24 protein-coding genes are annotated in these 24,068 nt (G+C 45.0%); 20 read left to right on the forward strand and 4 right to left on the reverse strand.

Annotated elements, in window-relative coordinates; translation table 11 throughout:
* Window positions 1–421 precede the first annotated feature (421 nt).
* The 16 genes from BUA79_RS11295 to BUA79_RS11370 all read left to right on the forward strand — a co-directional run bounded on the left by BUA79_RS11295 (window position 422) and on the right by BUA79_RS11370 (window position 13,999).
* Window positions 422–2,314, forward strand: coding sequence for an NADH-quinone oxidoreductase subunit 5 family protein (locus tag BUA79_RS11295; protein WP_073994531.1), 1,893 nt, complete (start codon window positions 422–424; stop codon window positions 2,312–2,314).
* Window positions 2,314–3,180, forward strand: coding sequence for a complex I subunit 1 family protein (locus tag BUA79_RS11300; protein ID WP_207647349.1), 867 nt, complete (start codon window positions 2,314–2,316; stop codon window positions 3,178–3,180). The genes BUA79_RS11295 and BUA79_RS11300 overlap by 1 nt, the downstream gene beginning before the upstream one ends.
* Before the next feature lie 12 nt (window positions 3,181–3,192).
* The gene (locus BUA79_RS11305; RefSeq protein ID WP_073994533.1) at window positions 3,193–3,627 is read left to right on the forward strand and encodes an NADH-quinone oxidoreductase subunit B family protein; all 435 of its coding nucleotides are present in this window, start codon (window positions 3,193–3,195) and stop codon (window positions 3,625–3,627) included.
* Between the two features lie 28 nt (window positions 3,628–3,655).
* A complete protein-coding gene (locus BUA79_RS11310; protein ID WP_073994534.1) occupies window positions 3,656–4,009 on the forward strand; it encodes an NADH-quinone oxidoreductase subunit C in 354 nt (117 codons plus the stop codon).
* Window positions 4,009–5,088, forward strand: a complete 1,080-nt coding sequence (locus tag BUA79_RS11315) for a hydrogenase large subunit (protein WP_073994535.1) — start codon at window positions 4,009–4,011, stop codon at window positions 5,086–5,088. Before BUA79_RS11310 ends, BUA79_RS11315 begins: the two co-directional genes overlap by 1 nt.
* A 9-nt stretch (window positions 5,089–5,097) precedes the next feature.
* A complete protein-coding gene (locus BUA79_RS11320) occupies window positions 5,098–5,451 on the forward strand; it encodes an NADH-quinone oxidoreductase subunit I (protein ID WP_073994536.1) in 354 nt (117 codons plus the stop codon).
* Window positions 5,429–5,767 carry a hydrogenase maturation nickel metallochaperone HypA/HybF gene (locus tag BUA79_RS11325; RefSeq protein WP_073994537.1) on the forward strand — a complete coding sequence of 113 codons (339 nt, stop codon included), beginning with the start codon at window positions 5,429–5,431 and terminating at the stop codon, window positions 5,765–5,767. Before BUA79_RS11320 ends, BUA79_RS11325 begins: the two co-directional genes overlap by 23 nt.
* A gap of 13 nt (window positions 5,768–5,780) precedes the next feature.
* On the forward strand, window positions 5,781–6,437 hold the full coding sequence (gene hypB / locus BUA79_RS11330; protein ID WP_073994538.1) for a hydrogenase nickel incorporation protein HypB: 657 nt from the start codon (window positions 5,781–5,783) through the stop codon (window positions 6,435–6,437).
* Window positions 6,410–8,698, forward strand: coding sequence for a carbamoyltransferase HypF (gene hypF, locus BUA79_RS11335; protein ID WP_073994539.1), 2,289 nt, complete (start codon window positions 6,410–6,412; stop codon window positions 8,696–8,698). Before hypB ends, hypF begins: the two co-directional genes overlap by 28 nt.
* A 6-nt stretch (window positions 8,699–8,704) precedes the next feature.
* Window positions 8,705–8,932, forward strand: a complete 228-nt coding sequence (locus BUA79_RS11340; protein ID WP_073994540.1) for a HypC/HybG/HupF family hydrogenase formation chaperone — start codon at window positions 8,705–8,707, stop codon at window positions 8,930–8,932.
* A complete protein-coding gene (gene hypD / locus BUA79_RS11345) occupies window positions 8,919–9,974 on the forward strand; it encodes a hydrogenase formation protein HypD (RefSeq protein WP_073994541.1) in 1,056 nt (351 codons plus the stop codon). The genes BUA79_RS11340 and hypD overlap by 14 nt, the downstream gene beginning before the upstream one ends.
* Window positions 9,975–9,977: 3 nt before the next feature.
* The gene (gene hypE / locus BUA79_RS11350; RefSeq protein ID WP_073994542.1) at window positions 9,978–10,955 is read left to right on the forward strand and encodes a hydrogenase expression/formation protein HypE; all 978 of its coding nucleotides are present in this window, start codon (window positions 9,978–9,980) and stop codon (window positions 10,953–10,955) included.
* 222 nt (window positions 10,956–11,177) lie between these two features.
* On the forward strand, window positions 11,178–11,474 hold the full coding sequence (locus tag BUA79_RS11355) for a thiamine-binding protein (protein WP_073994543.1): 297 nt from the start codon (window positions 11,178–11,180) through the stop codon (window positions 11,472–11,474).
* Window positions 11,443–12,216: an ABC transporter permease gene (locus BUA79_RS11360; protein WP_073994544.1), complete on the forward strand. Its 774-nt coding sequence runs from the start codon at window positions 11,443–11,445 to the stop codon at window positions 12,214–12,216. The genes BUA79_RS11355 and BUA79_RS11360 overlap by 32 nt, the downstream gene beginning before the upstream one ends.
* A gap of 17 nt (window positions 12,217–12,233) precedes the next feature.
* On the forward strand, window positions 12,234–13,235 hold the full coding sequence (locus BUA79_RS11365; RefSeq protein WP_073994553.1) for an ABC transporter substrate-binding protein: 1,002 nt from the start codon (window positions 12,234–12,236) through the stop codon (window positions 13,233–13,235).
* Window positions 13,236–13,261: 26 nt separating this feature from the next.
* Complete coding sequence (locus BUA79_RS11370) at window positions 13,262–13,999, forward strand: ABC transporter ATP-binding protein (protein ID WP_073994545.1); 738 nt, start codon at window positions 13,262–13,264, stop codon at window positions 13,997–13,999.
* A 7-nt stretch (window positions 14,000–14,006) separates the two neighbouring features.
* On the opposite strand, the gene BUA79_RS11375 is transcribed toward BUA79_RS11370, so the two are convergent.
* Together BUA79_RS11375 and BUA79_RS11380 are read right to left on the reverse strand one after the other, a co-directional pair.
* Window positions 14,007–15,335, reverse strand: a complete 1,329-nt coding sequence (locus BUA79_RS11375; protein WP_073994546.1) for an MFS transporter — start codon at window positions 15,333–15,335, stop codon at window positions 14,007–14,009.
* Window positions 15,336–15,365: 30 nt separating this feature from the next.
* Window positions 15,366–16,814, reverse strand: coding sequence for a DEAD/DEAH box helicase (locus tag BUA79_RS11380; protein ID WP_073994547.1), 1,449 nt, complete (start codon window positions 16,812–16,814; stop codon window positions 15,366–15,368).
* Between the two features lie 126 nt (window positions 16,815–16,940).
* Here BUA79_RS11380 and ftsH point away from each other — a divergent pair, with 126 nt between their 5' ends.
* The 3 genes from ftsH to BUA79_RS11395 are packed head-to-tail and all read left to right on the forward strand — an operon-like array spanning window position 16,941 to window position 20,675.
* The gene (ftsH, locus tag BUA79_RS11385) at window positions 16,941–18,773 is read left to right on the forward strand and encodes an ATP-dependent zinc metalloprotease FtsH (protein ID WP_073994548.1); all 1,833 of its coding nucleotides are present in this window, start codon (window positions 16,941–16,943) and stop codon (window positions 18,771–18,773) included.
* 6 nt (window positions 18,774–18,779) lie between these two features.
* Window positions 18,780–19,451: a lysophospholipid acyltransferase family protein gene (locus tag BUA79_RS11390; RefSeq protein ID WP_073994549.1), complete on the forward strand. Its 672-nt coding sequence runs from the start codon at window positions 18,780–18,782 to the stop codon at window positions 19,449–19,451.
* Between the two features lie 30 nt (window positions 19,452–19,481).
* On the forward strand, window positions 19,482–20,675 hold the full coding sequence (locus tag BUA79_RS11395; RefSeq protein WP_073994550.1) for a LysM peptidoglycan-binding domain-containing protein: 1,194 nt from the start codon (window positions 19,482–19,484) through the stop codon (window positions 20,673–20,675).
* Window positions 20,676–20,737: 62 nt separating this feature from the next.
* Here BUA79_RS11395 and BUA79_RS11400 read toward each other — a convergent pair whose 3' ends face one another.
* On the reverse strand, window positions 20,738–21,385 hold the full coding sequence (locus BUA79_RS11400) for a hypothetical protein (protein WP_073994551.1): 648 nt from the start codon (window positions 21,383–21,385) through the stop codon (window positions 20,738–20,740).
* 11 nt (window positions 21,386–21,396) lie between these two features.
* Window positions 21,397–22,272 (reverse strand): DUF5050 domain-containing protein, encoded by an 876-nt coding sequence (locus BUA79_RS11405; protein WP_073994552.1) that lies wholly within the window; start codon window positions 22,270–22,272, stop codon window positions 21,397–21,399.
* Between the two features lie 356 nt (window positions 22,273–22,628).
* Here BUA79_RS11405 and BUA79_RS11410 point away from each other — a divergent pair.
* Window positions 22,629–24,068: SdrD B-like domain-containing protein (locus BUA79_RS11410; RefSeq protein WP_242941697.1), on the forward strand; the 1,440-nt coding region annotated here is incomplete at its 3' end.

The raw sequence follows: 24,068 nt of genomic DNA on the forward strand, positions 1-24,068 counted from the left end.
ATATGTGAAAACTAGAGAACCGCCGTGTACCGAACGGTACGCACGGTGGTGTGAGAGGTCGGCTAGTCAACTAATGACTAGCCTCCTACTCGATTATAATGACGATTTTGAACCTATAAAAAAAAGACCAAATTGAAGAGTGTATTTGGTCTTTTTAATATGCACATTGCTTAATGATATGTGAAAATGAAACTACATAATAGCAAAAAAACGGACTTGTAAAGCATGGATGTTTTTAAGGTGTACATTTGCCCCAAAAGAACGATAGGAATTATTGTTTAACAGGCTTGATAAAACAATAACTAAATTGACAAATATTGAATTAATGAGTAAACTCGGGAATTGTACTGGTATTTGTACAAACTGGGATTTGAAGAGTCATGAAAACACCCACAAAAATAATTAAGAAGAGGAGACAGCAATGAACACAATACCAATCCTTATTTTATTCCCGTTGGTAGCAGCGATTCTTATATTATTAGTAAGAAATGACCTGGTAAGAAATGCAATCGTAAGAATATGCGCTGTTATTATCATCGTGATTTCTGTATTTGCAGTATTCCAATATTTTTCAAACGGAGTCCAGCTGCACATCCAGAATGAAGAGATCATCGATTACTGCATAGCAGTCGTTGAAATACTGGTCGCAATTTTCATCATTGCAACAGGAATAAAACACAAAAAATACTTGATTTCACTTCTGGCAGTTATTCAGACGCCGCTGATTCTGTGGTTTGAATTTATGAGAAATACAACCATCGAAGTAGAAACGGGTATCGTAGTTGACAAATTGACGATAGTAATGATCTTCATCGTTGGAGTTGTAGGCGGGCTGATCTGCCTGTATTCAGCCGGTTACATGAAATGGTACCATGCACACCATACAGAATATAAAGAAAGAAAGAGCTTCTTTTTCGCCCTGCTTTTTATTTTCTTATCGGCGATGTTTGGTTTAATAATGAGCAACAATCTTTTATGGCTGTATTTCTGCTGGGAGATCACAACACTTTGCTCTTTCCTGCTTATCGGATATACTAAAACAGAAGAAGCTAAGAACAATGCCTTCCGAGCATTAGTTATGAACTTGTTTGGAGGACTTGCGTTTGCAATCGGTATCGTGATTTTAGGTATCAGTTACAATACGATTGAGCTGTCGGCATTACTGCATCTGAATCAGGAGCTGATTGTAATGGTGGTGGTATTCTTATTTGCTTTTGCAGGATTAACAAAATCCGCGCAGCTCCCCTTTTCTTCCTGGCTTCTTGGAGCAATGGTTGCTCCGACACCTACATCCGCGCTGCTCCATTCGGCGACGATGGTAAAAGCCGGAGTTTTCCTTTTAATCCGACTTGCGCCATTAATGGTGGGAACATATGTAGGAACCGTAATTGCACTGATTGGTTCCATAACATTTCTTGCAACGGCAATTCTTGCAATCACCCAGAGTGACGCTAAGAAAATCCTGGCATATTCAACAATTTCAAACTTAGGACTTATCGTAATTTGTACCGGTATTGGAACCAAGGAGGCACTTTGGGTTGCAATCATGCTTATGATTTTTCATGCTGTTTCAAAATCGCTTATGTTCCTTTCAGTCGGCGCGGCAGAGCACCAGCTGGGCAGCAGAAATGTGGAGCATATGGATGCATTGGCAAGCATATCAAGGAAACTCAATTTTTATATGATCATCGGTATCGCAGGAATGTTCATTGCTCCATTTGGTATGCTGATTTCAAAATGGGCGGCTATCAAGGCATTCGTGGATGCGTCTAATGTGGTTGCAATTTTGGCTATCTCCTTTGGTAGTGCAGTTACACTGTTCTATTGGACAAAATGGATGGGCAAGCTTGTGTCCGGAGTGAACCTGAAAAATCACAAGACCCATAAACTTCATTTTGAGGAAGACCTTTCCATGATCGTACATGTGGTTTTGGTTTTGATGGCATGCTTTACATTCCCGTTTATTTCCAAATTTGTGATCACACCGTTCCTTGGAGAAGAGGTTATGGGAATTGTAACAAACGAAATATATATCATGATTTTTATGCTTGTTATTATTTTAGTCTTTCCAATCGCATATCTTCTCTCAGCTAAAAACAGTAAGACGAGGATTACCCCACTCTATATGAATGGTATCAACAGTGGAGACAATGAATCCTTCGTAGGTGCGACCCTTGCAAACCGTAAGGTCGAGCTGAGCAACTGGTACATGAAGGACGTTTTCAATCCTAAATTACTGACCGTTTGGAGTAATTTGATTTGTGTTCTTACTTTATGCACCGGGGCAATACTTCTAATAGGGGGTATATCATAATGGAAATGATGATATTGAAAATAATTGCAATTATTATATTAGCACCGATTTTAGGAGGTCTGATTGCCGGAGTAGACAGAATTATTTCAGCAAGAATGCAGGGGAGAAAAGGTCCACGATTATTGCAGCCTTTTTATGATGTGCTTAAGTTATTAGGAAAAGAGTCACTGAGAGTGAATAAGGTTCACGGGCTGTATATTTATCTTTCATTTATATTTATGATACTCACAACGGTGCTGATACTTTCTGGCGGGGATATCCTGCTTGCAGTGTTCTCCCTGACGTTATCTTCCGTAATGTTCATACTTGGTGGTTATGCATCAAATTCCCCATACAGTACAATCGGTGCAGAAAGGGAACTGCTGGCTGTAATGGCCTATGAGCCAATGGTAATCCTTGCGGCAATTGGCCTGTATTATATAAATAACAGTTTTTTATCAAAGGATATCATAAATTCAAGCGTGCCTGCCATAGCTTATCTGCCTGCTATTTTTCTTGGATTCGTATATATTCTGACATTTAAATTGAGAAAATCTCCGTTTGATTTAAGTACTTCAGAGCATGGTCACCAGGAGCTTGTAAAGGGTATTACAACGGAATATTCAGGAAAAGACCTTGCAGTTATCCAGGTTATGCACTGGTATGAAACAGTAATCGCGATGGCATTCGTTTATATGTTCATCGCAACGGCTGCACCAATCAGCCATTTATATGCGGTTATTGTTTGCATCATAATATATTTAATTGAAATTCTTATAGACAACAGTTTTTCAAGAGTTAAGTGGAAACTCGCATTAAAATCAGCCTGGATCGTAACCATTGTTTTAGGTACGCTCAATCTTGTTGTTTTGCAATTAACAATGTAAGGAGGTAATCAGATGAAAGCAATTACGAAATCCCCATGGATAATGCATTATGATGCATCAAGCTGCAATGGGTGTGATATTGAGGTGCTTGCATGTCTTACACCTCTTTATGACGTAGAAAGATTCGGGGTTATCAATACCGGTAATCCGAAGCACGCAGATATCCTGCTTATAACAGGCGGCGTGAACGAGCAGAACGTAGAAATCGTGAAACAGCTTTACGAACAGATGGCAGAACCGAAAGTTGTTGCTGCTATCGGAGCCTGCGCTTGTACCGGCGGTATATTTGCAGAGTGCTACAACATTCGCGGCGGGATCGATACGGTTATACCTGTGGACGCTTACATACCCGGATGCGCAGTCAGACCGGAGGCTCTTATCGATGGCGTGGTAGCGGCCCTGGGAATCCTGGAAGTAAAGCAAAAGAACATGAAAAAACGAAAATAGTATCTTTTTAGAAAGAAGGTGATTTTAAATGGAACAGCAGACATTAAGAATGATCTCGCCGGAAGACCTTTTGTCAGAAACCCTCAATCTTAAAAACAGCGGGTATAGATTTGTAGCTATTTCATGTACAAAAGTCGGAGAAGGGCTGGAGATAAGCTATTCCTTCGAGAAAAACCAGGACTTCGTGAGTTTAAGAATTGTTGTTGAAGATAATGCGGAAATTGAGAGCGTGAGCTGCTTTTACGTACCTGCGTTTTTATATGAGAATGAAATCAAGGAGCTCTTTGGCATCAAAGTAAAAAATATCTTATTGGACTATAATGATAATTTCTATAAAATTGCTAAAAAAACTCCGTTTAATGAGAAGAAGGAGGCTTTATAATGGGAGAAAGAACAGTCATTCCTTTTGGACCACAGCATCCAGTACTTCCGGAACCAATACATTTGGACCTGGTACTGGAAGATGAAACCGTTGTAGAAGCAATACCTCAGATCGGATACATACACAGAGGTTTGGAAAAGCTTGTAGAGAAGAAAGATTTCAAACAGTATGTGTTTGTTGCAGAAAGAATATGTGGAATTTGTTCATTCATCCACAGCCTGGGCTACTGTCTGTCGGTTGAAAAAGTGATGGGTATTGAAGTTCCGGAGAGAGCTACTTTCCTGAGAACCATGTGGTCTGAGCTGTCCCGTATTCACAGCCATGTATTGTGGATGGGTCTTGTCGCAGACGGATATGGTTTCGAGAGCTTATTCATGCATTCCTGGAGGCTCAGAGAGCAGATCCTTGATCTGTTTGAAGAAACGACCGGCGGACGCGTCATCTTCTCCGCTTGTGAAGTAGGCGGCGTCAGAAAAGATGTTACCGTTGAACAGCTTCAGAAAATCAAAAGCACAATGATTTCTTTTGAAAAAGAACTGCAAGAAATCACCAATGTATTCTTAAACGATGCATCCATCAAATCCCGTACAAAAGGCGTAGGCGTACTTACAAAACAGATGGCTTATGACCTGGGAGCGGTAGGACCTACTTTAAGAGCAAGTGGAGTAGCCAGCGATCTTAGATCAACAGGCTATGCGGCATATGGCAAACTCAATTTCGAACCGATTATTGAAACCGACGGAGATTGCTATGCCAGAACCGCCGTACGTATCAGAGAGACATTTCAGTCCATCGATCTGGTTAAACAGTGCGTCGACATGATGCCGGAAGGCGATGTCAGAGTTGACGTAAAAGGAAATCCTGATGGCGAGAGCTTTATCAGACTTGAGCAGCCACGTGGTGAAGTATTATATTACACAAAAGCGAATGGGTCTAAATTCTTAGAGCGTTACAGAGTCAGAACTCCTACCTTTGCAAACCTTGCACCATTGCTTGAAATGCTCAAAGGCTGTGATCTGGCTGACGTACCTGTAATCGTTCTCTCGATTGATCCCTGCATCAGCTGCACAGAGAGATAAGGAGGAACTATGTCAATATTAAGCATGACGAAAACACTGATGAAAAGTGTTTTTCACGGACCATATACATTGCTTTATCCAATAAAGAAAAAAGAGGTTTTTGAGCATACCAAAGGCAGTATTGAAATTGAAGTCGCAGACTGCATCCACTGCGGATTATGCCAGAGGAACTGCCCTACAGGTGCGATTCAGGTAGATAGAAATTCTGCAAACTGGAGTATTGACAGACTCGACTGCATACAGTGTTACTATTGTGTGGAAAGCTGTCCGAAGAAGTGTCTGAAAATGGGCAATCAGTACTCTGCTCCTGCAGTCAAGAAAGTAAGGGATGAGTTTACAAATGCACGAGTATCCGGTAACTAAGAGAATCATAGCGGTTGCTTCTGAATTTGCCGCCAAAAACGGGATTGATGAGGTAAAACAGATCAATCTCGTTGTAGGCGACTACTCAGGGTATGTGGCAAGCTCGATAGAGCTCTATTTTGATATCATCGCAGAAGGAACACCCTGCAGCGGGTCAAAACTGAACATCATGCGTGTCAAACCTAAGCTTAAATGCAGTATTTGCGGAGAATTGTTTGAAAGAAAACTTTTTTCGTTTGAATGTCCGGTTTGCGGTGGGGACGGCGTGCCCACCGAGATAGGACAGGAGTTTTATATCAAGTCGATTGAAGTGTAAAGGAGGTATCTATATGGCCGAAGAAAATAGAGAAATAGAAATCATGCAGTCTGTTTACGACAAGAACGAACAGGTTGCAGATCAGATCAATGCGGAACTGACAGAGCGAGGCATCTTTGCGGTAAATGTGATGGGTGCTCCGGGCGTTGGAAAGACATCCTCATTGATTCAGATCATCAAAAGGCTGGAGGGCATCACGCCATATGTTATAGAAGGAGATATTGAAGCGGATTTCGATACAATAACATTACAGTCCATGGGCGTAAAAGCCATTCAGATTAATACGGGAGGTGCCTGCCATCTTGATTCACCCATGATTGGCCAGGCGGTAAAGGACCTCAACATTGAAAAGGGCGTCCTGTTCATTGAAAATATTGGCAACCTGGTTTGTCCGGCTGAATTTATGATTGGTGAACATGTGAAGATGCTTGTATCGACAGTGACGGAGGGAAGCGACAAGCCATATAAATATCCTCTTGCCTTTGAAAAAGCAGATATTATTGTTCTTAATAAATGTGACTTGATACCATATACTGATTTTGACGAAGAATTTTACATGAAAGGTGTTAGAGCACTTAATCCAACAGCACCGGTCATTAAGGTGTCCTGTACCACAGGCGAAGGTTTCGATGAAGTAAGTAAATGGATAAAAGAAAAAGCAAACGCATAATCAAAAAAATAATTGTTTCCGGTATCGTGCAAGGGGTCGGTTTCCGCCCCTTTGTTTATCGTGTGGCAAAAAAGCATAGAGTAAACGGAACGGTCAGAAACATTGGCGGAATAGTGGAGATAATTGCATCATCTCCTGAAAAAGAATTCCAAATGTTCCTGGCTGATTTGCAATCAAATGACTCCGGAAGCCATGAAATTAAGAATATAGAAATATCTGATCTTACGGCGGAGGATTCCGTTTTACAGGGTTTTCGTATCATCGAGAGCATGCAGGATGAAAAAATCTCTATAATTCCTCCGGATCTGCCGGTATGCAGGAACTGTGAGAAAGAGCTTTTTGAAGAGAAAGACAGGCGTTTTCGGAATCCATTTATAAGCTGCATGTCATGCGGACCGAGATATACGATAATAGAAGAACTCCCCTATGACAGGAAGAATACGACGATGGAAGAATTCGAAATGTGCCCATCCTGTAATGAGGAATATATAGATCCAGAGGACCGGCGTTTTCACGCACAAACCATATCCTGCGATGAATGCGGTCCGTACCTGATTTTTAGAGACAATGATGGTTCTGAAGGAGAGACGAGGGTCAATTATAAACAGAGGAACCAGGAGTCCTTACGCAGAGCGGCGGCGATATTGAAGGCAGGCGGAATAATAGCGTTAAAAGGCATTGGCGGTTATCATTTTGCCTGCTCACCTTTTCTGGAAGATGCGGTTTCCAACCTGCGGATGCTAAAAGGCAGGGAGGAAAAGCCTTTTGCAGTGATGTTCGATTCGCTCGCGTCCATCGAAGAATGCTGCCATGCAGGGGAAGCAGAAAAGAAATTGCTCGAATCTAAGGCCAGGCCTATTGTTCTCCTTTATGTAAAAGAGAAAAGAATGTCAGATGCTGTCGGTAAAGGAAGCATGTATTGTGGGGCGTTCCTGCCATATACACCCCTGCAGACGCTACTTCTGCGGGAGTGCGGGCCTTTAATCATGACCAGTGCAAATATATCCTGTCAACCGATTATCAAAGATGATGAGGAAATGCTCGCCTTGTCATCTCCCTATCTGGCGGGGGTTTTATATAACAAAAGAGGCATTGTCCGTTCTGTGGATGATTCGGTCGCGAAAGTCGTCGACAGTGAACCGCAAATCATCAGGAGAAGCCGAGGCTATGTCCCATATCCGATATTTTTGAAAAACAGGAAAGATATACAGATATTTGCAGCAGGGGGAGACCTGAAGGCGGCATTCTGCCTGTATTACAAAGGGAATGCAGTCGTGTCGCAGTATTTTGGGGACTTGGGAGAGCATTCCATTTTAAAGGAATATGAAAAATCATATGTAGATTTATCAAGGCTGTTAAAAGTATCGCCGGACATCGTGTTATGCGATCTGCATCCCAACTACCACTCTTCCAGGTTTGTGAAATCGCTGGATAACAAGATAATCTACGTGCAGCATCACCACGCGCACATCGCGTCGGTTATGGCGGAGCATGATTTGACCAACGAAAAAGTGATAGGAATCGCCTTTGACGGTACCGGTTATGGAATAGATGGAAACATTTGGGGGGGAGAATTCCTGGTTTGTGAGGGCTCGAATTTTGAAAGGACCGGCCATCTCGAGTACACACCGATTATAGGCGGGGATTCCTCCATGAAAGATGCGAAGAAAACGGCCGCCTGTTTCCTGATAAACGCCGGTCTGACGGAATACGTGGAAGATGAGCGCGCCGGCATCATTGAGGCTGCCGTTAAGAATAAAATAAATACACATCTTACTTCCAGCATGGGCAGGCTGTTTGATGCGGTTTCTGCCATTCTGGAAATCGGAGACAAAAATACATATGAGGGCGAATGCGCCATAAATCTGGAGAAAGAAGCATTTCTGGCAGAGAAAAACAAAAAGTCATCCGGTATGTTGCGGTTTGAAATCGAAGAAAATGATGGTAAGATAATCATCAAGACAAAGTCCTTGCTGGAGTCACTCGTGAGATTGAAGGAAAAGGAAGATAAAGGCACTTTGGCCCTAAGCTTTCACCATGCAGTATCGGACATGATTCTTGCGGTGTGTGAGCGGATTCGAAATAAACAGGGAATCAGTTCGGTGGCTTTAAGCGGAGGGGTGTTCCAAAACACCTTTCTGACTGAGGAGGCACTGAAAAAATTAAGATTGAAAGATTTTGATGTATACATTAATAAGGCTGTCCCTCCGAATGACGGGTGCATCAGCCTTGGGCAAACATTTATAGGTTTAATGAGGTGAAAAGTTATGTGTGTAGCGGTACCGGGAAAAATAACGGAAATCAATGGCGACATTGCAAAGGTCGATATTCGGAACAATATCTGTGAAGCAAACATTAGTCTGGTTTCAGCGAAAACGGGCGACTATGTTTTGCTTCATGCCGGATGTGTGCTGGAAGTTTTAAAGAAGGATACAGCAGAAGAATTACTCAGCATGTTTGAAGAACTCGATGAGGTCTTGAATGCTGACGCTTGAGAATATCATAGAGGAACTGCAGAACTATGATGGAAAACCGATTAAGATCATGGAAGTTTGCGGAACCCATACGGCGAGCATCTTTAAGAATGGAATCCGAAGCCTGATTTCAGATAAGATAAAACTTATTTCAGGACCGGGGTGTCCGGTTTGTGTAACCACGCCATCTTATATCGACAGACTTGCTGAGATCTCACTTATGCCGGACTGCTGCGTTCTGACTTTTGGGGACATGATGAAAGTCAAAGGAAGTGAGATGTCCCTGACGGAGGCGAAGGCCGCAGGCGGGGACGTGAGAATCCTCTACTCTCCCCTGATGTCCATTAAAATCGCACAGGAAAACCCCAATAAGGAGTTTGTGTTTGCGGCAGTCGGATTTGAAACGACGGCACCAATCTATGCCATCCTGATGGAAGAGATCGAAAAAAACAGTATCAAAAACCTTAGGCTTCTCACCTCGCTCAAAACTATCGTGCCGGCACTTTCGTTTGTCTGTGAAGCGGAGAAGAACATAGACGCGTTTCTGTGTCCGGGCCATGTCAGCGTCATCATCGGTGCGGATGCTTACATTGAGCTTGCGGAAAGATACAGGAAGCCTTTTGTGGTAGCCGGATTTGAAGGGGAACATATTCTAAGTGCGGTCTATGAAATTGTCCTCCAGCTTGAGGCGGGTGAACACAAAATGAAAAACATGTATAAGAACGCGGTTTCAGAGAAGGGCAATCTGATAGCGATGGAAAAAGTGAATAAATATTTCACATGTGCCGATGATACCTGGAGAGGAATCGGTGTAATCGAGAATTCTGCCCTCAGGCTAAGGCCGGAATTCATTGAATATGATGCAGGGAGCGACATTGGGCTGGAAGACAGCGGGATACAGATGCCGAAAGGCTGCAGTTGCGCGGATGTAATTCTTGGTCGAATCAATCCTGTGGAGTGCCCTTTGTTTGGGAAAACATGCACACCGCTGAACGCAGTGGGGCCGTGCATGGTTTCAAGTGAAGGTGCATGTGGAATCTGGTATAAAAACAGGAGGATGTAAAGAATGAAAATAGATATGGCTCATGGAAGCGGTGGAAATCAGACAACCAGCCTGATTAATGATACATTCTTAAAATGCTATGGCAATGAAATCCTTAGCAGACTTGAAGATGCGGCAGTTCTGTCTGTCAAAGGGGATATTGCGTATACCACAGACTCTTTTGTTGTGACCCCGATGTTTTTTAATGGCGGGGATATTGGAAAAATCGCTATATGCGGAACCGTAAATGATGTTGCCATGATGGGAGCAATCCCAAAGTATCTTACGGCCGGGTTTATCATTGAAGAAGGTACAGAAATCGAACTTCTTGAAAGCATTGCCATTTCGATGGGAAAGGCGGCCCTTGAAGCCGGTGTAAAAATCGTTGCCGGTGATACGAAAGTAATCGAAGGCAACGGGGGGGTTTATATCAACACCTCCGGGATTGGAGAAATCGTAAAGCCTGGAGTCAGCATCTCGAACTGCAGGGAAGGAGACGTGGTAATCCTCTCTGGAAATCTTGGAGATCATCATGCAGCCATAATGTCCGTACGGATGGGTATCGAGAACAATATAGCGAGTGATTGTGCCCCGCTTGTTTCCATTGTGAAGAACCTGATTGATGATGGCATCGACATAAAGTGCATGCGTGACGTGACGCGCGGCGGTCTGGCAACCGTTTTAAACGAGGTATCGGCGTCATCCGGCTGCGGCGTTGAAATTTATGACAAAAATGTTCCTGTAAGTGAGGAAGTGCGGGGCTTGTGCGACATACTTGGACTGGATCCGTATTATATGGCGAATGAAGGGAAGATGATAGCCGTCGTTCCCAAAATCCAGGCGGAACAGGCGTTGGAAGCCGTGAAGAAGAGCAGTTATGGAAAAAATGCTGCAATCATTGGAGAAATTGTTCCGGGCCGGGGCGTGAACGCAATAACCGGACTGAACGGAGTCAGGGCATTGGACATCCTTTATGGGGAAGGTCTGCCAAGAATCTGTTAAATAAAACTTGACAACGATATCCCGCTATATTAATATAAGGCGGCAGGGGAGCTTAATGAGTTAGGCTGAGAAAAAACCACGAAAATGTTTTATACCCTTAAACAGAGAGATCTGTTTGCACCTGATCCAGATAATGCTGGCGTAGGAAATGTATAAGCAAAAATACACTACCCCTCCGTTATTTGGAGGGGTTTTTTATTTAATAAAAGATGGGAGGATATTATGAAAGCAAGTGTAGCTATTCAGGTTTTGCCGCATGTTGATACGGATGAGGAAGTAATCCGCATCGTGGACGAAGTGATCGATTATATCAAAAGTACAGGGTTGAACTATTTTGTGGGACCATGTGAGACATCTATTGAGGGTGAATATGAGGAATTAATGGATATTGTCAAGAACTGTCAATACATCGCAGTAAAAGCGGGTGCGCCTAAAGTTTCTGCGTATGTGAAAATAAGTTTTTCTCCGGATGGTGGTGTTCTAACAATTGATAAAAAAGTTACCAAGCATCATAAATAAGGTTTCGCCTGTTTCAGCGATTCTTTTCGTTTTAATAATATGGCAGTTATCATCTGCAACCGGAGCGGTGCCGAAGTTTATGCTCCCCTCGCCTCTTGATGTTGTGAGGGCATTCATAGATGATTTTGCGCTGCTTATGCATCACGCCGGAACGACTTTGATGGAAGCCTTTCTGGGGCTTTCTATTGGAACGGTGTTCGGATTTTTGATAGCTGTGATAATGGATCGTTTTCCGGTGGCATACAAGTCATTTTATCCTGTCATCGTATTGACACAGACCGTTCCGACGGTAGCCATAGCACCTCTCCTGGTCCTGTGGATGGGGTATGGTATATTGCCCAAAATAACGCTGATTGTCGTAATAACCTTTTTTCCAATCGCAATCGGATTATTGGAAGGATTTCGTTCGGCAGACCAGGATGCCTTGAACCTGCTGAAGGCCATGGGAGCCAGCCGGATGCAGTGCTTCCTGCATATCAAATTTCCGAGCTCCCTGAACCAGTTTTTTGCCGGTCTGAGAATTTCCGTATCCTACTCAGTAGTCGGCGCGGTGGTTTCAGAGTGGCTTGGCGGCTTCAGCGGACTTGGCGTTTATATGACAAGAGTGAGGAAATCTTATTCCTTTGATAAAATGTTTGCCGTGATATTCTTTATCTCCATAATCAGCCTGCTGCTTATATTCGGCGTCGCCTTGCTGAAAAATGCAGTGATGCCATGGGACAGAAGGAAAAAAACAAATTAAGGAAGGACTTACATAAAATGAAAAGAAGATTATGCGCCATACTGGCCGTACTGATGGCTCTGTCTGTTTCGACACTGTCAGCCTGCAGTACAGAAAAAAACGAGGATCAAACTGCTAATGAAAAAGTGAGGATTGTGCTTGACTGGACGCCAAATACGAACCACACAGGATTGTATGTCGCTCAGGCAAAAGGATATTTTGCTGAACAGGGGATTGATGTTGAAATCATGCAGCCACCGGAAGGAGGAGCAGAAACACTGGTCGGTGGAGGCGGAGCAGAATTCGGAATAAGTTTCCAGGATTCGCTGGCACCCAACTTCGCATCCGATAATCCGATGCCTGTGACTGCAGTTGCAGCGATAATCCAGCATAATACATCCGGAATCCTGTCCCTGAAGGATAAAGGTATTGACACTCCCGCCAAAATGGCAGGACACTCCTACGCAACCTGGGATATGCCTGTTGAAAAGGCGATAATCAAGAAAATTGTTGAAGAAGACGGTGGAAAATTTGCAGATATTGAAATGATTCCAAGCACAGTTACCGATGTTATAACGGCCCTCAAAACGGATGTGGATTCAGTGTGGGTATTTTATGCATGGGATGGAATTGCAGCAAAAGTCAAAGGGGAAGAAACGAATTACCTCAACTTTGCCGATTATGGAAAGGAACTGGATTATTACAGCCCGGTTATCATCGTAAACGATGACTATGCAAAAAATAACCCGGATACGGTTAAAAAGACATTGAAAGCAATCCAGCAGGGTTATCAGTTTTCAATAGACAACCCCGAAGAAGCTGCACAGATATTGCTGGATGCGGCACCTGAATTAGATCCAGCCATAGTCAAAGAAAGCCAGAAATGGCTGGCAGACCAGTATACGGCCGATGCCGAAAAATGGGGATATTTTGACCAGTCAAGATGGGACGCTTTCTACGGATGGTTATTTGAGAACAAACTCATAGATAAGAAAATCCCTGCTGGGACAGGGTTCACGAATGAATACCTCCCTGAATAAAGCTTCTGTGTTGAGAGGAGCAAAAAATGGATAGGCTGACCACAAAAAACATCACTGTCAGTTATGAAGGAACCAACATTATTGAAGATATTTCCATCGAATTGAAAAAGGGCGAAATTGTCTGCCTGATCGGGGTGAGCGGTGTTGGGAAATCCACATTGTTTAATGTGATATCCGGACTCCTGAATCCGGATTCAGGCACGGTGCAGCTCGATGGAAGCGATATAGCGGGCAAGGCAGGAAACGTAAGCTACATGCTGCAGAAAGATCTGCTGCTGCCTTACAAGACCATACTGGATAACGTATCGCTGCCCTTGGTGATAAGAGGGGAAAAGAAATCCAAGGCACGGGAGATCACAGCCAGATATTTTGAAGAATTTGGACTTGAAGGAACCCAGAATAAATACCCCAAACAACTGTCCGGAGGAATGAGGCAGAGGGCGGCGCTGCTGAGAACGTATCTTTTCTCCGATCAGGTGGCTTTGCTGGATGAACCTTTCAGCGCTCTGGACAGCATAACCAAGAGCAATATGCACAAGTGGTTTCTGGATGTCATGGAGCAGATAAGGCTCTCGGCCCTCCTGATCACTCATGACATTGATGAGGCGATTCTGCTGTCCGACAGAATATACGTGATGGCGGGAAAACCCGGCAGGATCCGCGAAGAGATTATCATAAGGGAACCAAAGCCAAGGGCCAGGGAATTTGTTGTGAGTGACAGTTTTATGGAGTATAAGAAGTACATACTGAGCATACTGGAGTAGCTGAAGGCTACTCCAGAGCTTTGCCCATGGTTTCTTTTCCGAAGAGACCAACGATGATGGCCACCACAAGGAATACCCCAGCCAGCATGAAAAATACGTAGTGGAATCCGTTTTCTTTTCCGGAAACCCCGTACACGAAGGGCACCACAAAGGGGGCGATAAATGCGCCGATACGCCCGAAAGCAGAAGCCCAGCCGGCGCCGCTTGCGCGTGCAGCCGTAGGATAGGCTTCCGGAGTATAGGCATATACGCAGCCCCAGGCGCCTAAGCTGAAGAAATAAAGAAGACAGCCGAAAACCAGGACCTGAACCGTATTGCCCGCCTGTCCGAACAGCCAGGCCGCAATGGCCGTGCCTATAAAGTAGATAAACAGAACCTTTTTGCGCCCGATTTTTTCCACCAGATAAGCGGCACTGAAATAGCCCGGAAGCTGCGCCAGGGACATGATAAGGGTGAAGCCGAAGCTGCGTACCAGGGCAAATCCGCTGTCCACCAGCAGACTCGGTGTCCATAGTACAAAACCGTAGTAGCCGAAATTGATTCCAAACCAGATGATCCAGAGCACAACCGTGCTCCGACGGTATTTCTTTGACCAGAGTTCCAGGAAAGAAACACGGTGATGGGGGTCTGACCCCTTTGCGGCAACGGATGCATCCGGCACAAAGGGGGATATCCCCGCCTGTTCTTCCATCCTGCGGACCAGTTCATCCGCCTCCTGTTCCCTTCCGGCTGAGTCCAGAAATCTCGGGGATTCAGGAATCCCCCTACGGATAAATGCAGCAAATATAGCGGGGACACCTCCGATGACAAAAGCTGCTCTCCAACCAAAGACCGGAATCAGCAGGTATGCCACCAGAGCGGCGAGAATCCAGCCCCAGGCCCAGAAACTTTCCAGAAAAACAACATTACGTCCTCTGATCTTCGCCGGTGAAAATTCACTGATTAAGGTAGACGCAGCCGGCAGCTCTCCTCCGAGGCCAAAACCGGTGATGAAGCGGAGAACCAGGAGCATGCCGTAATTGACCGAAAATCCCGAAAGGATGCTGGCAATGCCATAAATGACCATTGTATACATAATCACGGACCTTCTGCCCCATTTATCCGCAACCATTCCGGATAATGCGGCTCCCAGGGCCATTCCAAGCATGCTCATACTTCCAAGGAGACCGAGCTGCGCTGTGCTCAATTCCCAGGACTTTCCTATTGCCGCCATGACGCCGGATACCATTCCCTGATCCATGGCATCGAACATCCATCCGATTCCCGTTATGAGCAGGATTTTCTTTAGCATGGGAGTTGAGGGTAATCTGTCAATTCTTAAAGAGATGTTTTTCATTTTTTGCCTCCTGATTTCAAATTATCGCTTTTACATTCCTCTTGTAGTACGGACCTTGCGGACTTTTCCCTTGATGGGTTTGTTTTGCAGCTCGTCCAGGACTTTTTCGCCTTTATTGTTCAGTATCTCCACATATGTCAGGCTGTCCCTGACATCAATGATTCCGATGTCCTGGGCAGAAATCCCATCGATATTGCAGATGGTGCCGACTATATCGACCGCCCGCATCTTTGATTTCCTGCCGCCGCCGATAGAAAGCCGCATGATAGTCTTGTTGAACACATTCCCTTTTCTTTCCTTCAGCACTGTATTTTCCTTTAGCTTCTTCCGGAAAGCGTCTTCATCCAGACGTTTTCTGTCCGGACACTCCATTTCCCTGATAGGCTGGGACGTATACTCTTCCACGGCCTGCTTCATTTTCATTTCTTCCGGCGTCACTAGGCTGATCGCCTTTCCGGAGCGGCCTTTTCTTCCTGTACGCCCGATCCTGTGGACATACGTTTCTTTTCCAGTCGGGAAATCATAATTGATGACATGGGTTATATTATCGAAGTCAATGCCTCTTGCGGCAACATCGGTACAGATAAGATAATGGAAACGCCCGTCCCGGAAATCATCGATGGTCTTCAGGCGTTCTTTCTGATCCAGCTCGCCATGGAGCATCCCGCATCTGATCTTGTCTCTGCCAAGCTTGTGGCAGAGCGTGTTCACCATCTCCCTGGTCGCACAGAAAATCATGCAGTCCTGAGGATTTTCACGGATGAGCACAGATACCAGGATATGGTACTTGTTTTCGCTTTCAGCGTAATAGACCTCCTGGCTGATTTCACCGGTGGTGCCTGATTCCGGCTCAACCACTATGGAAAGCGGATTGTTCATATATCTATGGACCAGACCGTCTATCTCGCTGCTGACCGTTGCGGAAAAGAGCATGGTCATCCGGTCGGCAGGCAGCAGTTCAATGATCTCCTGGACCTCATCCAGAAAACCCATATCAAGCATAAGGTCAGCCTCATCTATTACAAGATATTTTATGCTGCCCAGCTGCAGGTTTCCGCGTCGGACATGGTCCATGATGCGTCCGGGAGTACCTACCACGATGTGTGACTTCTGTTTCAGGGAAAGGGCCTGCTTGTCGACGGGCATTCCACCGAACACCACTGGAACCTTGAGCCTCTTTTTGCGTCCGATATGGAATATCTCCATTTTGACCTGTACAGCAAGCTCTCGGGTAGGCTCCAGGATGAGCGCCTGCGGAAGGTTCTCCTCCCACAGTACTTTTTCACAGATGGGGATTGCAAATGCAGCCGTCTTGCCGGTTCCCGTCCCGGATTTTCCCAAGATATCCCTTCCCTCCAGTGCGGCCGGAATCGTCTCCTTTTGAATCTGTGTGGGTTCTGTATAGCGGAGCAGGGTCAGTGCATCGATAATTTCCTGCGACAGACCGAACCCACTGAAATTGTTCTGAATTGAAAACATAGGAACCTCTTTCCGTTTATAATTTTCTGATTATATCATAAATAGTAACTGTTGTATTATTGAATTTTTCTGAGATAATGAGTATATAAGGATCGTATTTTTTGAAAGAGGGGAGGTAGCAGTCTTATGGAGCCTAAAATGCCCCCGAAGTTCAATAAACAATGGATGTATTTCATTATGGCAGCCGCTGTTCTGCTGATTGTGCTGAATCTTTTCGTTTTTTTTGGCCCGGGAAAAGATTCTGTGACAGAAACGGATTATAAAACTTTCATTACGATGCTCGAACAGGGCAAGGTCGAAACCGTATCTGTGCAGGAGAATCAGATTGAATTCACCGCACTTGACGAAGCTGGGGATGCAGGTTCTTTTGTTACGGGCAGAATGGAGGACCTACAGCTGACCGACCGGCTGCTGAAGGCAGACGTGGAGTTTTCGCAAGTGATTACAGAGGGAAATTCTCCGTTTGTTGATTTTCTCCTGACCTGGATTCTGCCATTAGCACTGTTTTACGCCCTCTGGGTATTTCTGACGCGCAGGCTGCAGGGAAGGGCTGGAGGAATCGGCAGTGCGATGACGTTTGGCAAAAGCAATGTCAGGATTTATGCGGAATCTGAAACGGGAAAAACTTTCAAGGACGTAGCCGGACAGGATGAAGCAAAGGAAGCCCTCTGGGAAGTGATTGACTTTCTCCACAATCCTCAGAAATACAGAGATATCGGCGCAAGGATGCCAAAAGGAATCCTGCTTGTCGGGCCTCCAGGAACCGGAAAAACACTTCTTGCAAAAGCGGTTGCGGGAGAAGCTAAAGTCCCCTTTTTCTCCATTTCAGGATCTGAATTCGTGGAGATGTTCGTTGGTGTGGGAGCGGCAAGGGTACGCGATCTCTTCGACCAGGCCCAGGAAAAGGCTCCGTGTATCGTTTTCATCGATGAAATCGATACGATCGGCAAAAGCCGCAACCTGGCCGGAATTGGCGGAAATGATGAGCGGGAACAGACACTCAATCAGTTGTTGAATGAAATGGATGGCTTTTCCTCGGAAAAAGGCGTGGTAATTCTGGCCGCGACCAACAAACCGGAAATTTTGGACAAAGCGCTCCTGCGGCCGGGCCGTTTTGACAGGCGCATTCCTCTTGAATTGCCGGACATTGCCGGGCGGGAGGCGGTCCTGGCTGTCCATGCAAGAGCGGTTAAAATGGATGAAGATGTCGATCTGAAGGAAATGGCCAGGAAGACATCCGGGACATCCGGAGCGGATCTTGCCAACCTGATCAATGAAGGCGCACTCCATGCCATAAAGGAGGGACGCAGCAGGATAAAGCAGACCGACCTGGAGTACGCACTGGAAATCGTGCTGGCCGGATACCAGAGAAAAAATGCGATCATTTCGAAGGAGGATAAGCAGACGATCGCTTACCACGAAATCGGGCATGCAATCGTTGCCGCAAAACAGACGGATGCAGCACCCATTCACAAAATAAGCATCATCCCAAGGACATCCGGAGCCCTCGGTTATACGATGCAGCTGGAAGAGACGGAACAGCTGCTGATGAGCCGGGAGAAAGTCATGAACAAGATAATTACCTTCATGGGCGGGCGTTCCGCAGAGGAAATCATTCTGAAAACCGTCACATCCGGTGCGGCAAACGATATAGAGGCCGCTACAAAGATTGCTAGGTCAATGGTCACAAGGTTCGGTATGAGCGAAGAGTTTGACATGATGGCTTTGGAGACGGTCAACAACCCGTATCTCGGCACAGACACGACTTTGCTCGTATCGAATGAAACTTCCACAAAAATAGATGACGAAGTTCTGCACATCATCAAGCTCTGCCACGAAAGGGCCAGGGAGATCGTCCAGGCAAACGAGCCCAAACTGCATGAACTGGCAGCCTATCTTCTCGAAAAAGAAACCATTACCGGAGAGGAATTCATGAAAATCCTGCAGAAAGAGGAATAATAAGCCATGAAAAATCCAGGATTCAAGCTTCTGCTGTGGCTGATGAGGAGATTTTTGAAAAAACCGGAAATTATCGGAATGGAAAATGTAGACACCGGGATGCCCGCGATTTTTATATCCAATCATGCCAGTTATTTCGGACCGCTGATTTTGCAGCTGTATTTAGATGTGGATTTTGTCCCCTGGGTTATTTATGAAATAACAGATCCAAAATTATGCAAAGATTACCTTCGGATAGATTTTGTGGAACCGGTCCTGGGGCTAAAACACCCTTTCAGCAACCTGGCGGCGTGGATTATCAGCCCGGTATGCGTGGGGCTTATGAAACACATTGGGGCGATTCCTGTTTTTCACGATAGCAGACGGATTATGGAGACGGTCGACCGGACCATAAACGAACTGGAAAAGGGAAAAAATATCCTGATATTCCCGGAAAGTCCCGGAGAGTATCTGAATGATCCCCTGCGCAGATTCAATACGGGGTTTGTCAATTTGGCCAGAACATTTTATCAAAAACACAGTAAACTGGTGAACTTCTATCCGGTCAGCGTCAATAAAAAAAGGAACCAGATTACGATTGGAAACAAAGTGCCTTATAATCCTGACAATTTATTTCCGCTTGAAAAAAAGCGCATTATAAATGAACTGACAGAGAAAATAATGGAGGGACTTTTTTGAACCAGTCATGTTAAGAAAGCGGGTGAAGACATGAGGAAATTTATTGTACTGCTATCCGGACTCATAATTCTTACACTGATATTACCATCACAGATCTTTGCAGCAGAGCCATCCCAGCTTATTACAAAAGGCAGCACTTCAGGGAAAATGGTAGCCCTGACATTTGATGACGGAGATGATGGGGGGAGCATTCCAGAAATTCTTCAGATACTCTCAGCCAATGGCATAAAAGCAACTTTTTTTCTCACCGGGAAGGCAGTTTCCCACCATCCTGAATGGATACAGGCTATTGTAAACCAGGGCCACGCTATCGGGAACCATTCATATTCGCATCCATACTTCACCCAGCTGACGGCAGAGCAGATGCGGGCCGAACTGGATCAAACGGAAGCAATTGTCAGAAATTACACGGGCCAGTCGACAAAACCCCTGTTCAGGCCTCCGTACGGCGCATATAATTCGACGATTCTGCAGGTTGTGGGAGATGCCGGCTATACGAAAACCATTTACTGGACGATTGATACCCTCGACTGGAAAGGTATCTCTGCCAGTGAAATAACCCAGAGGGTTCTGGGTAATATAACCCCGGGGGCCATCGTCCTGATGCATGTCGGATCGGGTGCCGTAAATACGCCGACCGCCCTCCCCGGAATCATTTCCAGCCTGAAGGCTTCGGGATATCAGTTTGTCACAGTGCCTCAGATTCTTGCAGGCGCAGCCGGGGCACAGACTTACGTTGTCAAATCCGGAGACACATTATGGAAAATTTCCACTATGTACGGTGTTTCCATTCAGCAGATTGTTGTGGCAAATAACATCATGAACGCAAACCTGATATATGTAGGCCAGGTATTGACGATTCCCGGAACGGTTGTGCAGCCTCCGGTCACTCCTTCAACCGGGACAAGCTACACGGTGAAGTCGGGGGATACATTGACCAGAATTGCCGGAATCTACCGCGTCACGGTACAGCAGCTTGTAACCGCCAACAATATTGTGAATGCGAATCTGATATACGTAGGACAGGTCCTGGTCATTCCGGGTACAGGAAGTCCATCCGTACCTGTTACACCAAGTACCGGTAAAACCTATACCGTCAAATCAGGTGATACGTTATGGAAGATTTCTACCCTATACGGAGTCACGATTCAGGCAATAGCCTCTGCCAACAGCATTACAAACGTCAACCTGATATATGTTAACCAGGTGCTTGTCATTCCATAGTCCGGGAGCAGGCAAAAAAGAGCATTCAGACATTATCTGGATGCTCTTTTATGTAGGCACAGTTATTCCCGGTGTTTTTTCAGGAACTCCCGGGCCGTTTTTGCAACCTTTTTTCTGGTATTGTCTGTCTGGCATTCTGCAAACGCCAGCATCTTCTCCTTGTTTTCCGATATTTCAAACACTTTATCGAAATATTCGATTGCGCTGCCGAGCATTATATTCCTGCACTCCGGAGAAGCCTCCCCCTTGTACAGGTATGTGTTGCCAGGTATCTTGAACATCTCCGTGGTGATGAGTTTTTCATAGGCCGGGTTCTTCACCACAAATTTATAGGCGTTGCCGGCAACATTGTTGGCGGTTATCATGGAGTCTGAGTGCAGCATGCTGAAATATTTTTTGGATACAGCCCGAAAATTGTCGGCGTCGTCTACAGTTGCCAGGTTGGAAAGGATGACGATGCCGCCCCATTTTATGAAGCTGTTGCTGCTGTCCAGGAAGGCCGCTATCTCATCATAGTACGGGTATACGAGCTCCGGTTCTTTTTCGCTGACCAGGCGGATCACCTTCTCGCAGTAGAACTTTACACTGCCCTTTTCCGTATTTATTATACCGATCAGCTTCGGGATTATGCCCGAATCTTCGAGGATTTCATCGATAAAGCCATCTACGTCCGGCTTTCCTTTCAGGAATGCAAGGAATTCATCAGCCATATCAGCACCCCCTATTTCAGCTCCATCTTGTTGCTGCCGTTCAGGTCAATCCTGTATACGGGACCCTCGTAGTCGCTGTAGTAGATGTATTCGCCCCATATGCCAATGAGGTTCCACATATTTACGTTGTTCAGTTTTTCCTCTCCCGTTCCATCCAGGTTTGAACGGTAGAGCCAGCCATCATCCTTGACATAATACAGCCAGTCCCCATCCATAGCTGCGAAGCTTACATCCGCCAACCTTGCATTCTCGGTGCCGTCCTGCCTCATCCTGTTTATGTTCAGGGAAGCTCCCTTTTGATCTACTTCACTGTAATAGACCCAGTCATCCTTGAAGCCGTTTATTTCTAAATTTTCGCCGAGTTCAACAACGCCGGTGCCGTCCTCCGTCATTTTCATTAAGCTTGTTCCGTCAATGTAATATATGGAGCCTCCCGACACCCACATGGCTCCCTTAAAAGAGTCGATATCTGCCAGCTTGGTCTTTCCAGTGCCGTCTGTCTTTATTCTGTTTATAATGCCTGGCTTGACGCTGTAGTACAGCCATTCGCCTGAAACCTCGAAGCCATAAATGTTCTCGCCGCTCATGATATTGGTCTTTCCGGTGCCATCCCTCATCATCTTATATACGTTCATATCGTTATCGGCGTAGTAGATAATGTCATCCTGTACGATCATGACACGGACATCAAAATTGTCTGCAATCTTCGTTTTTTCCGTCCAGTCGGGCTTCATGCTATAGAGTGTTCCTTTTTGGATGTAGTATACCCAGCCCCCGCTCTGCATTACCCCGCTGACGGACGAACCTCCATTGCCGCCTGTGCCGCAGCCTGCGGACAGTGCAATTGTTAAAACCACAGCCATCAGTAATCCTGTTAATTTTTTCATCACTATCACCTTCCTTGGATAATTCACCCATTACTCGTGAGAATTATGGAAATCATCAAGCCGCTTCAGTAGTGGTTGTGTTACCTACATTATAATACCAGTGCCAATTGATGTATACAAATTATAGTGATTTATTTTGAATTCTGTCACGATTCATGACAGAATAAACGCCTGATTTTTGTCAATGACAGATTATCCCAGACGCTTTATTTATTAGCAAAATAAACCTATTATTAGATTAACAAGGAGAGTTTCGAATTTTTTGAGGGGGTGGAACCGCTGAAATATGACCTGATAACCACAGGATTGCCGTCGGCAACCCACCAAGTACGTGTGAATAGAAAGGAGTGAGTGAAATGTTGGTCAGTAAAAGTTCGACGCTGAGAAAGATTAAACGATGGCTGGCAATAATGACGACGTTTTCAATGATGTCTTTAACCATTTTTGCCAGTACTCCGGTGTTTGCAGCTTCAGGTTCAATGACATATGACCTGCAGGGATGGGCTGCGGGTACAGTTGGTAATGCAAAGTACACGGATGGCAATCTTGGAAAAAATTATTACGAAGGCTGCTGGGTACCTTATGTGATTACACTGGATAATATTCAGGCTGAATATGTCTATGACAGCGCAACGCAGCAATTGTTATCCATAAAAGACGGTTCACCTTTCGTTCTGCAGATTGAATATGACTATACTGTTACTAGTGGTCCTAAAGTAAGCCGTTTTATGGATGGCATCAAGGAAATACAAGTAGCCGTGAGTAATCAATTGCTTGTAGACAGCGGAAATTACATATTGAAAAATGATGGAACAATAAATTTGGATCCAGTCAAATCTTATCCATCAGGAAGCAATAATGGAGCATACCCTATATCGACTCAGGCTCTGGTGGACGCAGCAATGAATAATGCGGATAGTACAAATACATTCACTGGCTTCAACCTGCTTGATTTACCGAACCAGCAGACGAATATTGCCGCAAATACTTATGATCCAAATGCGGCTAGTCCAACGGCCGCAAATATAGGATCAACAACCACGGCAAGACGTCAGACGGTTATTTTGACTAAAGATTTATTGGCATCAGGAATAACAGCAGCACAATTACAATCCACCCAAAGTATAGTATTTTATTATCAATTACACCTGGCAAGGTCTGTGTTTTGGAACAATACAACATTACCAGGCGCAATCGTCACCTTGGCAGATTCATTAAATGGAACACAAGGTACATGGATATATCAGGATTCTACCTATGCGCCAGGTGAAAATCCTTACAGGACATTCACTTGTTTAGGAGCAGGAGGGATTTCCGGATCAAGCGGACAGGTTCGTATGGGTGGAAGTTTTGGAGACCAGACTGTACCGAACCCACAGGTTCCTGAAGCAACAGGAACGCTATCCGGGTATAAATTTGAAGATATAAATAACAATAATGTTTGGGATGCCGGCGAACCAGCATTATCAGGATGGGGAATGGATCTTTATTTGAAAATTGGAAGTTCAGAAATATTATCCGGACAAGCAACTACAGATGCAAATGGATTCTACAGCTTCACAAATATAACCAGAGGTATTACCTGGATTGTTAAAGAGATTTCACAGACAGGTTATACACAGTATTACCCATATGCCGGCGTTGTTTTAGGCGGTACAAATGTGGTCAATCCGATTCAAGTCAGCGATACTGGCAATATTTATGCAGAATATGGCTGGTCTGTGGTATTGATAGCTCCAAATATAACACAGGGACAGCTGAATTTTGGAAATGCCAGTAAGGGCTCTCTGACAGTA

Source organism: Parasporobacterium paucivorans DSM 15970 (assembly GCF_900141895.1).
Taxonomy (GTDB): Bacteria; Bacillota; Clostridia; order Lachnospirales; family Lachnospiraceae; genus Parasporobacterium; species Parasporobacterium paucivorans.

Coding starts and splice junctions, on each gene's coding strand:
- BUA79_RS11295 (WP_073994531.1), top strand. CDS start 422: ATGAACACAATACCAATCCTTATTTTATTCCCGTTGGTAGCAGCGATT.
- BUA79_RS11300 (WP_207647349.1), top strand. CDS start 2,314: ATGGAAATGATGATATTGAAAATAATTGCAATTATTATATTAGCACCG.
- BUA79_RS11305 (WP_073994533.1), top strand. CDS start 3,193: ATGAAAGCAATTACGAAATCCCCATGGATAATGCATTATGATGCATCA.
- BUA79_RS11310 (WP_073994534.1), top strand. CDS start 3,656: ATGGAACAGCAGACATTAAGAATGATCTCGCCGGAAGACCTTTTGTCA.
- BUA79_RS11315 (WP_073994535.1), top strand. CDS start 4,009: ATGGGAGAAAGAACAGTCATTCCTTTTGGACCACAGCATCCAGTACTT.
- BUA79_RS11320 (WP_073994536.1), top strand. CDS start 5,098: ATGTCAATATTAAGCATGACGAAAACACTGATGAAAAGTGTTTTTCAC.
- BUA79_RS11325 (WP_073994537.1), top strand. CDS start 5,429: ATGCACGAGTATCCGGTAACTAAGAGAATCATAGCGGTTGCTTCTGAA.
- hypB (WP_073994538.1), top strand. CDS start 5,781: ATGGCCGAAGAAAATAGAGAAATAGAAATCATGCAGTCTGTTTACGAC.
- hypF (WP_073994539.1), top strand. CDS start 6,410: ATGGATAAAAGAAAAAGCAAACGCATAATCAAAAAAATAATTGTTTCC.
- BUA79_RS11340 (WP_073994540.1), top strand. CDS start 8,705: ATGTGTGTAGCGGTACCGGGAAAAATAACGGAAATCAATGGCGACATT.
- hypD (WP_073994541.1), top strand. CDS start 8,919: ATGCTGACGCTTGAGAATATCATAGAGGAACTGCAGAACTATGATGGA.
- hypE (WP_073994542.1), top strand. CDS start 9,978: ATGAAAATAGATATGGCTCATGGAAGCGGTGGAAATCAGACAACCAGC.
- BUA79_RS11355 (WP_073994543.1), top strand. CDS start 11,178: ATGAAAGCAAGTGTAGCTATTCAGGTTTTGCCGCATGTTGATACGGAT.
- BUA79_RS11365 (WP_073994553.1), top strand. CDS start 12,234: ATGAAAAGAAGATTATGCGCCATACTGGCCGTACTGATGGCTCTGTCT.
- BUA79_RS11370 (WP_073994545.1), top strand. CDS start 13,262: ATGGATAGGCTGACCACAAAAAACATCACTGTCAGTTATGAAGGAACC.
- BUA79_RS11375 (WP_073994546.1), bottom strand. CDS start 15,335: ATGAAAAACATCTCTTTAAGAATTGACAGATTACCCTCAACTCCCATG.
- BUA79_RS11380 (WP_073994547.1), bottom strand. CDS start 16,814: ATGTTTTCAATTCAGAACAATTTCAGTGGGTTCGGTCTGTCGCAGGAA.
- ftsH (WP_073994548.1), top strand. CDS start 16,941: ATGGAGCCTAAAATGCCCCCGAAGTTCAATAAACAATGGATGTATTTC.
- BUA79_RS11390 (WP_073994549.1), top strand. CDS start 18,780: ATGAAAAATCCAGGATTCAAGCTTCTGCTGTGGCTGATGAGGAGATTT.
- BUA79_RS11395 (WP_073994550.1), top strand. CDS start 19,482: ATGAGGAAATTTATTGTACTGCTATCCGGACTCATAATTCTTACACTG.
- BUA79_RS11400 (WP_073994551.1), bottom strand. CDS start 21,385: ATGGCTGATGAATTCCTTGCATTCCTGAAAGGAAAGCCGGACGTAGAT.
- BUA79_RS11405 (WP_073994552.1), bottom strand. CDS start 22,272: ATGAAAAAATTAACAGGATTACTGATGGCTGTGGTTTTAACAATTGCA.